This is a genomic window from Pontibacter litorisediminis (assembly GCF_029360645.1).
In the GTDB taxonomy this organism is placed as follows: domain Bacteria; phylum Bacteroidota; class Bacteroidia; order Cytophagales; family Hymenobacteraceae; genus Pontibacter; species Pontibacter litorisediminis.
This window is the reverse complement of record NZ_JARDUA010000002.1, coordinates 223,580-238,650: the sequence shown is the minus strand read 5'-3', so window position 1 is coordinate 238,650 and position 15,071 is coordinate 223,580. Positions and strand designations below refer to the sequence as shown.

Annotated in this window: 11 protein-coding genes; 3 read left to right on the top strand and 8 right to left on the bottom strand. The window is 56.3% G+C overall.

What is annotated here, in order from left to right; translation table 11 throughout:
• Positions 1-67 precede the first annotated feature (67 nt).
• Positions 68-931, top strand: coding sequence for an ROK family protein (locus PXG97_RS07290; RefSeq protein ID WP_276497090.1), 864 nt, complete (start codon positions 68-70; stop codon positions 929-931).
• A gap of 817 nt (positions 932-1,748) precedes the next feature.
• Here the strand turns inward: PXG97_RS07290 and PXG97_RS07285 are convergent.
• The 4 genes from PXG97_RS07285 to PXG97_RS07270 form a co-directional block, all read right to left on the bottom strand.
• Positions 1,749-3,560: an AMP-dependent synthetase/ligase gene (locus PXG97_RS07285; protein WP_276497089.1), complete on the bottom strand. Its 1,812-nt coding sequence runs from the start codon at positions 3,558-3,560 to the stop codon at positions 1,749-1,751.
• 12 nt (positions 3,561-3,572) lie between these two features.
• On the bottom strand, positions 3,573-4,556 hold the full coding sequence (locus PXG97_RS07280; protein ID WP_276497088.1) for an ABC transporter ATP-binding protein: 984 nt from the start codon (positions 4,554-4,556) through the stop codon (positions 3,573-3,575).
• 247 nt (positions 4,557-4,803) lie between these two features.
• Positions 4,804-5,196, bottom strand: a complete 393-nt coding sequence (locus PXG97_RS07275; RefSeq protein ID WP_276497087.1) for a hypothetical protein — start codon at positions 5,194-5,196, stop codon at positions 4,804-4,806.
• Positions 5,197-5,338: 142 nt separating this feature from the next.
• Positions 5,339-6,406, bottom strand: a complete 1,068-nt coding sequence (locus tag PXG97_RS07270) for an LLM class flavin-dependent oxidoreductase (protein WP_276497086.1) — start codon at positions 6,404-6,406, stop codon at positions 5,339-5,341.
• A 333-nt stretch (positions 6,407-6,739) separates the two neighbouring features.
• Between PXG97_RS07270 and PXG97_RS07265 the strand changes: the two genes are divergently transcribed.
• Both PXG97_RS07265 and rclC read left to right on the top strand, forming a co-directional pair.
• Positions 6,740-7,567, top strand: coding sequence for a helix-turn-helix domain-containing protein (locus PXG97_RS07265; protein ID WP_276497085.1), 828 nt, complete (start codon positions 6,740-6,742; stop codon positions 7,565-7,567).
• A gap of 48 nt (positions 7,568-7,615) precedes the next feature.
• Positions 7,616-8,218: a reactive chlorine resistance membrane protein RclC gene (gene rclC / locus PXG97_RS07260; protein WP_276497084.1), complete on the top strand. Its 603-nt coding sequence runs from the start codon at positions 7,616-7,618 to the stop codon at positions 8,216-8,218.
• Between the two features lie 41 nt (positions 8,219-8,259).
• On the opposite strand, the gene PXG97_RS07255 is transcribed toward rclC, so the two are convergent.
• The 4 genes from PXG97_RS07255 to PXG97_RS07240 form a co-directional block, all read right to left on the bottom strand.
• A complete protein-coding gene (locus tag PXG97_RS07255; protein ID WP_276497083.1) occupies positions 8,260-9,492 on the bottom strand; it encodes a nucleoside recognition domain-containing protein in 1,233 nt (410 codons plus the stop codon).
• A 129-nt stretch (positions 9,493-9,621) separates the two neighbouring features.
• Positions 9,622-11,070: a M14 family metallopeptidase gene (locus PXG97_RS07250; protein ID WP_276497082.1), complete on the bottom strand. Its 1,449-nt coding sequence runs from the start codon at positions 11,068-11,070 to the stop codon at positions 9,622-9,624.
• Between the two features lie 237 nt (positions 11,071-11,307).
• Positions 11,308-12,102 carry a DUF4249 domain-containing protein gene (locus PXG97_RS07245; protein ID WP_276497081.1) on the bottom strand — a complete coding sequence of 265 codons (795 nt, stop codon included), beginning with the start codon at positions 12,100-12,102 and terminating at the stop codon, positions 11,308-11,310.
• Between the two features lie 18 nt (positions 12,103-12,120).
• Complete coding sequence (locus PXG97_RS07240; RefSeq protein ID WP_276497080.1) at positions 12,121-14,457, bottom strand: TonB-dependent receptor; 2,337 nt, start codon at positions 14,455-14,457, stop codon at positions 12,121-12,123.
• Positions 14,458-15,071: the final 614 nt, after the last annotated feature.

Here is a 15,071-nt window from a genome sequence, read left to right as displayed (position 1 = left end):
TTCTTTTCATTTGCTGGAAAGTATTAGTTATTTCAGACTCTCGTTTTAGGCATTATTAGAATAAGATATGAACCCTTTTGTATTAGGAGTGGACATTGGCGGCACTCACATTACGGCGGCAACAGTGGCCATGGAATTGAGGACACTGCTGCCCCAGACACAGGTGCGGGAACATTTGAATGCGGGTGGCTCTGTGGAAGAAATAACGGCAGCCTGGGCAGGCGCGATGGCGGCGGCTATGGCGTCATGCAACGAGCCGGTAAGCAAAATCGGAATAGCCATGCCTGGGCCTTTTGATTATGCCAACGGTATAGCGCTGATGCAGGGGCAGGGAAAGTATGATGCGCTCTATGGTGTGGATGTGATTGCCTTGGTGGCGGACAAGCTCGGACTAGCCAAATCTGACATCCGGACTCTGAACGATGCGGCCTGTTTTCTGCAGGGAGAGGTGTTTGGCGGGGCTGCCAAAGGTTACAGCAGGGCCATTGGCATGACCCTTGGCACGGGTTTGGGCACTGCCAGATATAAAAATGGCTTGGCTGAGGACGCTGACTTGTGGGATACTCCTTTCGGGGAAAGTATTGCCGAGGAGTACCTAAGCTCAAGATGGTTTGTGAGACGCTACAGCGAGCTGACAGGGAATCAGGTGTTACATGTAAAAGCGATGGTAGACCGCTTGCCGCAGGAGCCGGTGGTGGGGGAGATCTTCCGCGAGTTTGGTGAGAACCTGGCGAAGTTCCTGGTGCCCTTCATCCAGGAGGCAACGCCGGAGGTGCTGGTGCTGGGGGGCAACATCAGCAAGGCCTATGAGCTTTTCGAACCCGCATTGCGGCAGGGGCTAGAGCAGCAACGTTGCCTCATCCCTGTTAAAACGGCTGTACTTGGAGAAGAGGCCGCGCTGCTGGGCGCAGCCAGTTTGTGGGCGGAATAAATTTGCCCGCTCTTTCCCTTAGAAGCAGGAAATAGTAAGCCTGTAATTGCCATAGTTAAACTATAAGCATTTGTAGCAGCTGGTCTCAGATGGGGCATGTCCTGGCCTTAAAAGCTTGAGCTCACGCAGCACCGGGTCCAACCACCCCTGCTCCTTATACTAAATCCATAGTAAAGGCAGCAGCTATCGAAAGGATCCCAGTCTTTGGGTTGAGCGCCTATGCGAGTTTTTCCGGTGCCGAAGGCATTGCGACGTCAGGAGCAAAGGAAAAGCTCCCAGCGCGATGCCCGAAGACGAGGCCTCCCGGCCTAGAGGGAGCCAAAGCAGGAGATGCAACGATAGGCTTGTGGGGCTGGAGGATGAACGGCAGCTAGTAAGGATAACTTGGCTCAAATTGTAGAAAGCAACGGCTCGTAGAAGGCACAAGCGGACGCTTGCGCCAGAGAAGTATGAAGTATAGCTAAAGTATGAGGTATGGCTTTTCAAGCCAGTTGAGTCAGAGACTCAACATTATTGGGAAGTCACAAATCTGAAGATTTGCGCCAGGAAAGTTAGGACAGAGGCAGGTATAAAGTATGGCTTCCGCGGATTGGTAAGTCCGCAGCAGAGGGGGAAAGGATGTCCGGAACAGCGAGACAAGGCTCGGGCTGCAAGCCCACGGCAGCAACGGATGAGAAATAGCGGCAGGCAAAGGCACGAGCGGAAGCAATCGCCAGGAAACACCTGTGATAGTAACCCAAGCAAGTTACCTAGCCAGGCCCTAAAAAAGTATAAAAGGAGAGGCTGTTGCGGCTTTATTCACAACAGCCTCTTCTCCTTATCTGTACATCGAGCCGATCAGCTCCCCATACTTCTCCATAATCACTTTCCGCTTGAGTTTCAGGGTGGGCGTGAGTTCTCCGCTGCTGATGGTCCAGTAGTGGGGCAGCAGCACGAAACGCTTCACCTGCTCTACGGGGTTGAAGTGCTGGTTGTACTGGTTTATGGCCTCTTTGATCAGCGCGCGCACCTGCTTGTCCTCAGCCACGGCCTCATCGCCAGGGTACGTCAACCCCTGCTTCTCAAACCAGTCCTTCAGGGCGTGGAAGGCAGGTACAATAACGGCGCCCACATACTTCTGCAGCTCGCCCACTACCATGATCTGCTCTATCCAGGTGCTCTCCACCATCTTGTTCTCGATAGGCTGCGGAGCCACGTACTTGCCCCCGCTGGTCTTAAACAGCTCTTTCTTGCGGTCGGTGATTTTCAGGAATTTGCCATCGACCATGGTGCCGATGTCGCCGGTGCGCAGCCACTCGCCATCCATCACTTCGGCTGTCAAGTCAGGGCGCTTGTAGTAGCCCATCATCACGTTAGGGCCTTTGCACAGGATCTCTCCATCATCGGCTATCTTTACTTCTACGTTCTCCAGCAGCGGACCCACGGTACCAAACATGCGGTTCTTTTCGCTGTAGCGGTTGCCGCTGATGATAGGGGAAGCCTCCGTCAGCCCGTAGCCTTCCTGGATAACGATGCCGGCGGCGGTAAACACCTTGAGCAGGCGCACCTGACAGGCGGCCGCCCCGGTGATCACGGCTTTCAGTTCTCCGCCCAGCGCCTCGCGCCATTTGCTGAAGATGAGCCTGTCGGCCAGGGCCAGCTGCAGACGGTAGCTAAGGGGCAGGGGCTTGTTGATCTCAAACTGCTCGGCCAGCCCCAGCGCCCAGAAAAACAGCTTCTTCTTGGTGCCCGTTAGCGCGTTGCCTTTGGCCACGATGCTCTCATACACTTTCTCGAGCAGGCGCGGCACGGTGGTGAACAGCGTGGGTTTTACCTCGCGCAGGTTCTCACCGATCTTCTCCATTCCCTCGGCATAGTAAATGGATACACCGCAGTAGAAGTAGCAGTAGGTGGCCATGCGCTCAAACGCGTGGTTGAGGGGCAGGAAGCTAAGCGCCCTTTTGCCGCGCACCCCAATCTCCTCGATCACCTTGGCGCTGCCGAACACGTTATGGACGATGTTGTAATGCGAGAGCATCACGCCTTTCGGGGTGCCGGTGGTGCCGGAGGTATACAGTATGGTGGCCAGGTCGGTCTCCCGCACCGCCTCACGGCACTGGCTTACCAACTGCTCCGTCTCGGGCGTTAGCTCCGCCAGCAGCTCCGTCCAGCTTCTGGCGCCCGGCACGGGTTTAAAAGTATAAACAGTCTGCAGGTCGGGCAGGCCGCCGCTTATGTGCTGCAGCTTCTCATACAGACTTTCATCACCTACAAAAGCCACTTTTATTCCTGCATCCTGAAGTATAAACTGTAGTTCGCTGTCGTTGATGTTCGGGTAAACCGGCACCGACACCGCCCCGGTCTGTTGAATGGCCATATCCACCAGCATCCATTCCGGGCAGTTAGGGCTGATGATCGCGATCTTGTCACGCCCCTCGATGGAGCCATCATTGGCAGCTATGCCCAGGGCCAGCAGGCCGGCACTGAGCTGGTTTACCTTATCACCAACCTCCTGGGTACTGTACGCTCGCCACACGCCATCTTCCTTGGCGCACAGCATGTCCTGCAGCGGGGTGTTCTCCAACTGGTAGGCAAGGCAATCGAACAAACGCGTGGGCACTTTTACCTGGCCCGTTTTCTTATTTTGCATCCTGTGCTATACTTAAACAAACCACACTGCCTCCGGGACCAACACCACCTGCACCGCCTCACCTTCGCTGAAACGGTTATCCCATACTTTTGCTTTCACCACGTCCTGCGGTAGCTGCACCTGCACTTCGTAGAAGCTGCCGAAGTAAGCTATACTTTTTACTACGCCTGCCATGCCCTTGTTGCCCTTGGCTTCCAACTTCATGCGCTCCGGCCGCACCAGCATCCTTTTCCCGTCCGGTCGGAGGCCGTGGCTTGACGCCAGCGCCTGTGTTCCTGCTTCGCTCAGGAGGTTATAGCTCCCGAACAGGGCAGCGGTGTACTCGTTGGCCGGTTGCTTGTAAAGCTGCTCCGGCGTGCCCTTCTGCTGCAGCCGCCCGTCTTTCAGCACCACCATCTCATCGGCCCAGGAGAGGGTGTCGAGCGGATCGTGGGAGACAAGGGTGCAGGTGATGTCCAGTTCCTGGCTGATGTCGCGGATCACATCCTTAAGTATACTTTTATGGGCGGTGTCGAGGTTAGAGTAAGGTTCGTCGAGCAGCAGCAGGCGTGGGGCAGTGCTGAGCATGCGGGCCAGGGCGATGCGCTGGCGCTCGCCGCCGGAAAGCTGGTTGGTTTTGCGGGGCAGCAGGTGGCTTACGCGGCAGATGTCGTATAGTAGACCCGCTTCCTCGCTTGTAAGGGCGTTGGCATACCGCAATACCTGCTCCACGCGCAGCGAGTGCGGCAGCTCAAAGTGCTGCGAGAGGTAAGCGATGCCCGGATGCCCTGCCACCAGTTTCTCAGCCGGGCCAATCACTTGCTCTCCCTCAAAGTATACTTTACCCGCGGTTGGCTCCACCAGCCCCGCTATGGTTTTGAGCAAGGTACTTTTGCCTGAGCCGGTCTCGCCGGCAATCGCTATCTTCTGGAACTCCTGCTGTGCAAAGCTAATGTCGTGCAGCACGGTTTTGCTTGCTTCCTCCACCCGAATTCCGGCTACTTCTAAAAAACTCATGTACTTGGGAAAGGGGATATCGATATTAATTTAAGGGCTGCGTTCCCGGCCACAAGGTAAGCACCTTGCCTGATGCTGATCAGGAAAAGAGCGCCTATCCGTAACCGGTAGAGAGCCTGTGGCAAAGGTACTGCAAAGCGCCAAGCTTTCCCACTGGCTTAGAGGCCTGGAATCAGGTGCTAAGTTTGTGGACGCAGCTCCCTGCAGAAAGCCGGGGCGGAGAGTGAAACGGGGGGTGGGTATCAGATCAGGCATTAAGCCAAGCCATGGCTTCCTCAAGCGTGTAGAAGCCGCGCACTTCGAAGCGATCTTTTACGTGCTCTGCGGCTTTTTGAGCAGCCTTTTCCCGTGGGGGCTGTCCGGTGGTGAGCCTGGCGAATTTCTGGAGGCGCGTGCCACACAGTTCTTCTGCAAATTGTGCCACAATGGCCTCATACTCCTGTTCCGGCAGCGTAAGATCTGAATTTCTTGAGTCTGCCAGCACTTTCTTGATGTCGTAGTGCTTTATGGTGCTTACCAACTCCGTGAGGATAAACCGAAGCTCATAAACAGTATAATCATGGATGTTGGGCCATTCCAAGTAGAGCACATCCGTGGCAGGATCAAACTCCAGCTTGATGAATTGACAAGGTATGAGCATCAGGGTTGTTAAATTATGAGGAAACAAGTATAACTAAAAAAACTGTACTTTAGGCGCAGAGGGTCTTACAACTCCAAAAAAGCCCGATGCCACTGTTCCGGGTGCCTTGCAGGAGAAAACTAAATGCACATGGATGGCCTCCCTATACTTGCTCACCCTGTTCGTTTGCGTTCTGCTGGCGGGCAACCGCTTTCTTTACAGCCGGTGCCACTACGGTGCCCAGCAACTCTATGGCGTGCAGCATCTTTTTGTGCGGCAGCGTACCCACGCTAAACTGCAGCAGGAAACGGGTGTTTCCAAACAACTCATACTCATAGAGGATCTTGTCGATCACCTGTTGCGGGCTTCCCACCAGTAGCGAACCCTGCGGCTCCCGCATCATCTCGTAGTGCTCCCGGCTCATGGGCGACCAGCCCCGCTCGCGCCCTAGCTTGCTCATCACCTGGGCGTAAGGACCATAGAATTCATCGGCCGCCTTTTGGGAGTCTTCCGAAATATAGCCGTGCGAGTTGATGGCCAGCTGAAACTTGGCAGGGTCGTGGCCCGCGCTTTTATAGGTTTCTTTGTAGAGGTCGGTGAAGGGCACAAAGCGATCCGGCATGCCGCCGATGATAGCCAGGGCCATGGGCAAACCTTTACTGGCGGCGCGTACCACCGAGGCAGGCGTTCCCCCTACGGCAATCCAGACGGGCAGCTCCTTTTGGTAAGGCCTGGGGTATACCCCGCGGTTTTCTATGGCCGGCCGGTGCTTGCCACTCCAGCTGACGCGCTCCTGCCTGTTGATCTCCAGCAGCAGCTCCAGTTTCTCGGAGAAGAGGGTGTCGTAGTCCTGCAGGTCGTAGCCGAACAGAGGGAAAGACTCGATAAAGGAGCCCCTGCCGGCCATGATCTCGGCGCGGCCCTTGGAGAGCAGGTCTACGTGTGCAAAGTCCTGGAAAACCCGTACCGGATCATCGGAACTGAGCACCGTGACGGCACTCGTGAGCTTGATGCTTTTGGTGCGGACAGCGGCGGCGGCCAGCACCACGGCAGGAGAGGAAACCAGGTAGTCGGAGCGGTGGTGCTCCCCGATTCCAAATACGTCCAGCCCCAGCTGGTCTGCCAGTTCTATCTCCTCCAGGAGGTTACTCAGTCTTTCCTGCGGGCTCAGCAGGGTGCCGTTGGTGGGGTCCGGGGTATTTTCAACAAAAGTGGTGATGCCAATTTCCATGGTGCCTGTACTTGGTTTCGTTAGTGGGTAAGCGAGTAACCGATGCAACTGCAAATTACTGCATAGGGCTTTACCGCGTAATAGTGTATACTTTTACTTTTCCTCGTCAGTTATGTAGACAGGGTAAAAGAAGATAACAAGCATGAAGGGTCATCTGTTTGGTAGAATCAGGTACAAAACTGTCCGTGCTTCTGGCCGGCCGGTAGAGCGCCGCTGCTGGTATGGCGGGAGTGGCCGAGGGCCCTGCACCGTAGTTCGGCACTGCCTCTTGTTGGGCTTTGATGCAGAAGCGGCTTCCTTTAAGAAATCTTTTATGGCACCTGCCAAACTTACATGACGGCATTCCAAGATGTGTTTAGGCTGCAAAAGCTTCGCTGCAGCTCCTTTTGCGAGCCTGCTTCCTCGGAGTTCTACAGCATTCTGCTCCTGGAGGGGAGCGGTGAGGTAAGCCTGGACTTTACAGAGTATGCGTTTGATGGCAAGATCGCGCTTTTCACCTCGCCGTACCAGCACCTGAGCATCCGGGGCAACACGGATTTTGAGGTGGAGCGGCTCTCCTTCCACGGCGATTTTTACTGCATCGAGTACCACAAAAATGAAGTGGCCTGCAATGGCCTGCTGTTTAACAACCTCTACAGCCAGCCTTTTATTCCCTTAAAGGATAACGAACTGGACCAGGTTTTCGAGCAGCTGCGGGAAGAGATCCGGAGGAACCAGGCCTATTCGGAGCCGGTTCTGCGTACTTACCTGCAGTTACTGCTGGCTCTTTCAAGCAGGATCAAGCGGCTCGAGCAACTCGACACAGATGCCAGGGGCCACTCTTTGGAGAAGTTCAGGGCACTGCTCGAGCACCACTTCCTCACCCAGCGCAACATTACCTTCTACGCCCGCGAACTGGCCCTCTCTCCGGGCACCTTTGCCCGGAAATGCAGGCAATGCTTCGGTAAGTCGCCGTCTCAGCTGCTGCAGGAGCGGCTGGTGCTGGAGGCCAAAAAGCAGCTGCACCTCACGCACAAAAGCGTAAAAGAGGTGGCAGCGGCCCTGCACTTCGACGACGAGCACTACTTTAGCCGCTTCTTCAAGAAACATACCGGCGTGTCGCCAACCCTGTTCCGGGAGAAGGTGGGGATATCCGTGGTGGCGGATTTGTCCATGAGATAGAAAAATCTGTCCATGTTGCCGGGGCAAAGTATAAAGTAGGTTTGCAGCATGAAAGATCTCACACAAAACCTGCTTGTTCAGTTAGCGGATGCCCAGCGCTACTTCATTCATTTCATCCGCATTTCCATTTTCATCGTCATGGCCTGGATCGGGGGGCTAAAGGCCTTCCAGTACGAGGCGGACGGCATCGTGCCTTTTGTGGCCAACAGCCCGGTAATGAGTTTCTTCTACAGCAAAGAGGCTCCGGAGTATGCCAGGTATAAAAACAAGGAAGGAGAAGTGGTGCCCCAGAACATTGCCTGGCACCGGGAGAACAACACCTATGCTTTCTCTTACGCGCTGGGCGCGGTGATCATTGCCATCGGCACCTTAACGCTGCTGGGCATCTTCAACGCCAAGCTGGGCCTACTGGGCGGCCTGCTGACCTTCGGCATGTCGCTGGTCACGCTCTCGTTTCTGATCACGACCCCGGAAGTATACGTGCCTGACCTGGGCGGGCCGGAGCATGGTTTCCCCTATTTGTCGGGAGCAGGGCGCCTGGTGCTGAAGGACGTGATCATGATGGCCGGTGGCCTGATTGTCGCCTCGGATGCGGCCAGACGCATGCTTTCCCAGAAGCAAGGGCAGCCTATGGAAGTGCTGCACGCATAAGCTAGCTACACTGCTGTAGCAAAGCATCGAGTGCCGCCTGGCTAATGGAAGAACAGGTAGGCGATAAAGATAGCGGCGATCACTCCGGCAAAGTCTGCCAAAAGCCCGCAGGTTAGCGCGTAGCGGGACTTGCGCACGCCCACCGAGCCGAAGTAAACCGCCAGGATATAAAACGTGGTTTCGGTGGAGCCCTGGAAAACAGAGGCCATGCGTCCTACAAAGGAGTCAGCCCCATAGTTCGTCATCGCCTCTACCATCAGGCCTCTGGCGCCGCTGCCGCTCAAGGGCTTCATGAAGGCAACCGGCAAGGCCGGCACAAAGTCAGTGTTCATGCCTGTCAACCCGATCACGTAGGCGATGCCGTCCACCAGCATATCCAGGGCCCCGGAGGTACGGAACACACCTATGGCCACAAGTATAGCCACCAGGTATGGGATGATGGTGATGGCGACGGTGAAACCTTCTTTGGCACCCTCGATAAAGGCCTCGTACACGTTTACCTTCCGCACCAGCGCCAGCCCGATAAAGGAGATGATGATGGAGAAAAGGATGACGTTGCTGGCCACCGTGGAGATGACGCTCACCTGCTCTTGCGGGATGATGGAGAAATAGTACATCAGGCCGCTGATCAGCACCAGCAGCGTACCCAGGTAAGCCAATATCACCTTGTCGAACAGGTTGATGCGTTGGTACAGGGCCACGGCGATCAGGCCGACCAAGGTGGCAAAGAACGTGGCTAAAAGTATGGGGATGAAGATATCCGAGGGGTCGGCGGCGCCGAGCTGCGCCCGGAACACCATGATGCTGATCGGAATGATGGTGAGGCCGGAGGTGTTGAGCACCAGGAACATAATCTGCGCATTGGAGGCGGTCTCTTTGTCCGGGTTGAGCTCCTGCATCTCCTTCATGGCCTTCAGGCCCAGGGGAGTGGCCGCATTGTCCAGGCCCAGCATGTTGGCCGAGAAGTTCATCAGAATAGAGCCGAAGACCGGGTGCCGGTTCGGAATCTCGGGGAACAGGCGGTGGAAGAACGGGCCCACCAGGCGGGCGAGTATGGCGACCACGCCTCCTTTTTCACCTACTTTCATCAGGCCCAGCCAGAGCGTCATCACGCCCGTAAGCCCCAGCGAGATTTCGAAGCCCAGCTTGGCGTTGTCGAAGGTGCTGGCAACGAGTTTCTGGAATATTTCGGTATCGTTAAAAAAGATGAGTTGGAACAGCGCAATTGCAAAGGCAACCAGAAAGAAGATCGCCCACAGGTAGTTTAAAACCATCGGTGAAAAGGTTGGGGTTGGTTCAGATTTAGCCTGTAAGATACAAAGCCGCTATAAGAAAAACCATTGGCCCCGGTGCAGGACCAATGGTTTTTTTGCATCTTTCAGCTTCCGGAGCACAACATGCGGCTACAGTACCAGCCCATGGAACAGTTCGGGCCTGTCGCCGTGCAGGTCGTATACAAAACCATTCAAAATAGCGTAGCGCAGTTTGCCCTGGGCATCTTTAAGCGTAAAGTTGGCGCTGTTTTCCAGGAGTAGCTCATGGCTTGCCTTTTCGGAGGCAGTACGGGTAATGTTGAGCGGCAGCTCCAGCGGATTTATACTTCCGGCATCAGCCGGCAGTTCCTCTACCTGCACCGTAGTGTAGCCTTCTTCGAGCAAGCTTTTGGCCTGGTGGGGTTTCAGGTCTTCTACCCGCTTGAAAGGGACTTGGTATACTTTGCCCGGCACCAGGGTCAGGCCGCTGGCATCCACCTCCTCATACCCGTGGAACACGCTCAGGTCGCCGATCTGGTCCACGGTGCTGCTGTGGTAAAAGCCTTTGGCCACGGGCGCCTCCACCTCCTCCCGAAAGATACCGATATCCAGCAGCACGTCGTGGCCGCTTCTGGTATAGCGCACGTTGCGCAGCACCAGGTCGTACAGGTTGCGCTCGTTCTCCGGAATCTTATAATAATCCTCCAGCTCGTAGTTGGTGTAACCATTGCCCGAGATCAGGTGCAAGGCGGATACAATGGAGGCAAAGTTGAGCTGTCGGATCACCTGCTTCTCCGGGTCGCTAGGGTAGCCGCCCGACTCGATCAGGATGAGGCTGGTGCCCCACTTCTGGATATTATCGCCAAAGGCCCGCGGTTCAAACTCATCGGAATACTTGGCCACATGCCCCGGAACCAGCTGCTGCAAGGCCTCATTCATGCCCACGATGGTGCGCATGGCCCGCTCGCGCACTTCGTTCACCGTTTGGTCGTAATCGAAGGCCGGCGCCAGAAAAGAAATGGTGGCGGGCATGGGGGTAGTGCCCACGGTATAGTAGCGGCTCTGGTCGTGCAGGTTAAAGCCGAACTCCGGGTTCAGGCTGTCGCGCAGGCCCTTGAGCAGGCGTGCCTCGGGGCTCTGCAGCCGTAGCGCATCGCGGTTCAGGTCTATCTCCAGGGCGTTGTGGCGCGTGTAGCGCTCGGCCCCGTCGGGGTTCAGCATAGGCACAAAGTATAAAGTCGTGTTCTCCAGTAGCTGCCTGCGCACCGGGTCCAGCTCGTCGGACTGCTGCAGGAAATTGAACAGGTCGAAGAGGGCCATGGTGGCGGTGGGCTCGTCGCCGTGCATCTGCGACCACAGCATCACTTTTGTTTTGCCGGTGCCTGCCTTTACCAGGTATATGTCGCGCTGCTCTACCGATTGCCCCGCCACCTGCACCTCAAACAGCGGGTGCTGCCTGAGCCGCTCCAGTAGCGGCACAATGTCCTGGTGCTTAAAGCGGCGGTGCTGCAGCGCCTGCTCCTTATAAGTGCTGTGCTGCTCGAAAGCTTTCCGGGCTATGGTGGTTGCAGGCTGGTCCTGCGCTTTTAATAGGCTCATGCGTAAAAGTATAAATAGTGTCTGTAGCGTTCAAAAGCTCAGTTGGGCCGCTACAAGATTTAAGTTATACAGGATGTTGCTTTGATGGAAGCTTTATGGGCAGTTTTTAGAAGGATGCCTCCGCCGCCGCAGCAGCTGCTTAGGCAGGCGGCACAGCTAAACAGGCCGCACCAAAGTATAAAAAGCCCCTCCGCATGAGGCAGAGAGGCTTCCTGTAATCTTTAGTGCAAACGGCAGCTACTCCACCACGCCCTCCATAACCGTAACGGCTGAGGCCCCGAAGTAGCCGATGGCGCCGCCCGAGATATTGCCGGGGGCATTGGCCGGGGTGCTCTCAAACGGTCCGCCGGAGGCATTTTGCTGGTTTACGAGCGCCAGCCAGAATTTGTAGGCCGGTTTGTCGATGCCATACATTTCCACTTTCAGCTTATCGCCTTTCTGGAGGGCAAAGCCCATATCGGCGTGGCCGTAGCTGCCGTCATACAGCTCATCGCTCAGCACGGCCAATTCGTCGGGCTCCGGTACACCGTTCACGACCACATTCCAGCGGTAGTAGTTGCCTTTGCCCTGTGGGTCGCCGAAGTGGATGATGGGGTGGTAGCCCTCGTCTTCCTCATCCATGGCCGTCTGGTACTCAAAGGTCAGCGAGTCGATGGGCGCAACGGATGGCATGTAGCTCTGCGCCGTATACTCCTGCCCGTTCACCACAGCCCGCAGGTAGTACGTATGGCCGGGGGTGCCCTGCAGCTTGCTTGTCTGGTACAGGCCCTCGCTTACCTGCCTCAGGGTGTCGGTGGTGCCGTGGTTGTCCGAGATGATCACCAGCGCCCCGTTCACGCCGGGCGTCAGGCCTTCGGCCAGGTAGCCTTTGGTGGTCGTCAGGCGCACGTGGTAGGGCCCCGGCTGGTCCGTGATCAGCCCCTCCACCACCAGCTTGGTGTCAGCCGTCTTCAGTTCATAGTCGATGACTTCCTCGCAGCTGGTCAGGCCCAGCACCAGCATGGCGGCAAAGTATAAAAGTATCTTTTTCATAGTGGTATGGTCTTTCTGTTAGAACTTGAAGTTGTAGGTAAGCGAGGGCAGGAAGCCGAACAGGTAGGTCTTCACGGCTTCGGTCCGGGTTCTGTCGTCCTCGTTCTCGCGGAAATAGATGGAGAACGCGTTCTTGCGGGCGTAGGCGTTGTAGATGCTCAGGGTCCAGGAGCTGCTGTACTTCCTGAACTCGTTGCGCGGCTTCTCATAGGTGGCCGACAGGTCGAGGCGGTGGTAGGCAGGCAGGCGGTAGCCGTTGCGCTCGGAGTATACCGGGTAGGTTTTGCCGTTGTACTCATACTTGCCCACCGGCATGGTGATGGCCCCGCCGGTGCTGTAGGTCCAGTTGGCGCCGAAGTTGATGCTCGGGCTGAACTGGTAGGCCAGCACCAGGTTGCCGGAGTGGCGGCGGTCGTGGCGCAGCGGGTAGGGGTTGCCGTTGTTGATGCCCGGCACCGTGCGCTCCGTCTTCGACAAGGTATAGCTCAGCCAACCGGTGAGCAGGCCCTTCTGCTTGCGCAGGTAGAACTCCGCCCCATAGGCCTCGCCGGTGCCGCGCAGCAGCTCCGTCTCCAGTCGCTCGTTCAGGAAGATCTCCGCATAGTCCTTGTAGTCGATCTGGTTGTCCATCCACTTGTAGTATACTTCCACCGACCCCTCAAACATGTTGTCGGCAAAGTTGCGGAAGTAGCCCGCCGCCACCTGGTCGGCCACCTGCGGCTTTACGTAGGTGCTGCTCGGGATCCACACATCAAAAGGCATGGCCGAGGTGGAGTTGGACACCTGGTGCAGGTACTGCAGTGTGCGGTTGTAGGAAGCCTTGATGGAGCTTACCTCGCTGAGCTCATACTTGGCAGCGATGCGCGGCTCCAGCCCGCCGTACTGCTTGATCTTCTCAAAGCGGCTGTACTTCACGGTGTCAACCGGCGTCTCGAAACTCTCGTCGTATAGGTACACGTTGCCCGGGCCCATGTTGGTGAAGCTGGAGAGGCGCAGGCCGTAATCCAGCGTCAGCCTGTCGGAAATCTGGTGCTCATTGCTCAGGTACAGGGCTCCTTCCAGAGCGCTGGTGGCGTTCAGCTTCAGCTCGTTCACGTACGACTTCTCGCCCGGCTTCACCTCGGCCGGCATAAAGTTGTGGTAGGTCACGTGCAGGCCAAAGCGCAGCTGGTTCTTCGGGTTCAGGAAGTACGTATAGTCGTTCTTGATGCCGTAGTCTTTGATGTGCGACTTCCAGGTGAACTCCGACTCCTCTGCCTTGGAGCCCAGGGCGTAGTCAAAGTCCGAGAAGATGAAGGTGGTGTTGGAGAACAGCCTGTCGTTGAAAAGGTGGTTCCAGCGCACGGTGGCGGTGGCGTTGCCCCAGTTCATCATAAAGTCGTCTGTGGCGGCCACGTCGCGGCCAAAGTAGCCCGACACGAACAGGCGGTTCTTGTCATTTAGGGTATAGTTCACCTTGGCGTTCAGGTCGTAGAAGTATAAATCGTTGCCCTTGATGTTCTCGTCGCTGCTCAGGCCAAAGAACACATCGGCGTAAGTGCGGCGGCCGGAAAGGATAAACGAGCTTTTGTCTTTGACGATCGGTGCCTCCACGGTCAGGCGGCTGGAGATGGTGCCGATGCCGCCCGATACTTCCGTTTTCTGGTTGTTGCCTTCCTTCATGCGGATGTCGAGCAGCGAGGAGAGCCGGCCGCCGTGCTGCGCCGGAATGCCGCCCTTGTAGAGTTGCACATCTTTAATGGCATCGGCGTTGAATACCGAGAAGAAGCCCATCAGGTGGGAGGCATTGTACACCGGCGCCTCGTCGAGCAGGATCAGGTTCTGGTCAGCTCCGCCGCCGCGCACGTAGAAGCCCGAGGTGCCCTCGCCGGCGTTCTGCACGCCCGGCATCATTTGGATGGCCTTCACGATGTCTACCTCGCCGAGCAGGGCCGGCATGCTTTTGATCTCCGACACCTGCATCTTCAGGGTGCTCATCTCCATACTTCGCACGTTGTTGTCTTCCTTGCGGGTGGTGATCTCCACTTCCTGCAGCGCGGTGCTGTTCTGGCTCAGCTCCGTGTCCAGTTTCTGGCTGGCCGAGAGCTGTATGGCTTTGCAGCCCGTAACGTAGCCCAGGTAGTTGAAGAGCAGGGTGTAGGAGCCTTTGGGCAGCGTCAGGGAGTAGAAGCCGTACTCGTTGGTGGTGATGCCGGTGCCCGGCAGCTCCTGCACGCTTACGGCGGCACCGATCAGCCCCTCGCCGGAGGCTTTGTCTTTCACGTAACCGCTCACGGTTACCTTGTCCTGCGCCTGTGCTGCCGTTGCGAGCAGGCACAGCAGCAGCAGGAGCGAAGCAAAAACACTTTTCATCATAGTTTTATTTTGTAGTAATGGTAGCTGCGTAAGACGTGGCTCGTGCTGTAGCCAAACCACGGCGCAAAAGTAGCTGGTGCAGTTGGCCAGCCTTTTATACAATTCTGTAAATTGGTTATAAAATTATAAGTGAGCACTGCCCGAGAGGCCTGTAACTGTGCCTCTGGCCTGCCTACTTCTGGTACAGCAGGCTAAGCGTTGGAGAGGAGCCCAGCCTGAGGTAGTGCACATGCCTCTTGAGCAGGCGGAATAGGAGTGGCTCCAGCTGGGCCGCTAGTCTTTTTTTCATGGTTTTATTTACAGTAGGTAATTCGTTGCGCATGGTTTGGGAGCAGGCCATTTTACTACCCCCTCCCAAACCGGCCGCAAAATTAGAATTACTTTTCCACCGGTGAAAGCGTGCCTTCTCTTTTACCCTGGAAATTATATAAACCCGCTGATTTCGTGGATGAAGGAAGGATAACAGGAGACGTTTAGCGGGATGTTCCAGGCGGCTCCTCTGCTACCTTGCAAGGGCAGGGGAGAAAGCACGACAGCCGCGCAACATCTTGCGCGGCTGTTTTACAAAGTTTTATTGGGAGATGTAAACGTGCTCAATATTTACACAAGGCTAA

Bases quoted from the DNA above. Each gene is read 5' to 3' on its own strand.
- PXG97_RS07290 (WP_276497090.1), top strand. From the start codon at position 68: ATGAACCCTTTTGTATTAGGAGTGGACATTGGCGGCACTCACATTACG.
- PXG97_RS07285 (WP_276497089.1), bottom strand. From the start codon at position 3,560: ATGCAAAATAAGAAAACGGGCCAGGTAAAAGTGCCCACGCGTTTGTTC.
- PXG97_RS07280 (WP_276497088.1), bottom strand. From the start codon at position 4,556: ATGAGTTTTTTAGAAGTAGCCGGAATTCGGGTGGAGGAAGCAAGCAAA.
- PXG97_RS07275 (WP_276497087.1), bottom strand. From the start codon at position 5,196: ATGCTCATACCTTGTCAATTCATCAAGCTGGAGTTTGATCCTGCCACG.
- PXG97_RS07270 (WP_276497086.1), bottom strand. From the start codon at position 6,406: ATGGAAATTGGCATCACCACTTTTGTTGAAAATACCCCGGACCCCACC.
- PXG97_RS07265 (WP_276497085.1), top strand. From the start codon at position 6,740: ATGACGGCATTCCAAGATGTGTTTAGGCTGCAAAAGCTTCGCTGCAGC.
- rclC (WP_276497084.1), top strand. From the start codon at position 7,616: ATGAAAGATCTCACACAAAACCTGCTTGTTCAGTTAGCGGATGCCCAG.
- PXG97_RS07255 (WP_276497083.1), bottom strand. From the start codon at position 9,492: ATGGTTTTAAACTACCTGTGGGCGATCTTCTTTCTGGTTGCCTTTGCA.
- PXG97_RS07250 (WP_276497082.1), bottom strand. From the start codon at position 11,070: ATGAGCCTATTAAAAGCGCAGGACCAGCCTGCAACCACCATAGCCCGG.
- PXG97_RS07245 (WP_276497081.1), bottom strand. From the start codon at position 12,102: ATGAAAAAGATACTTTTATACTTTGCCGCCATGCTGGTGCTGGGCCTG.
- PXG97_RS07240 (WP_276497080.1), bottom strand. From the start codon at position 14,457: ATGATGAAAAGTGTTTTTGCTTCGCTCCTGCTGCTGCTGTGCCTGCTC.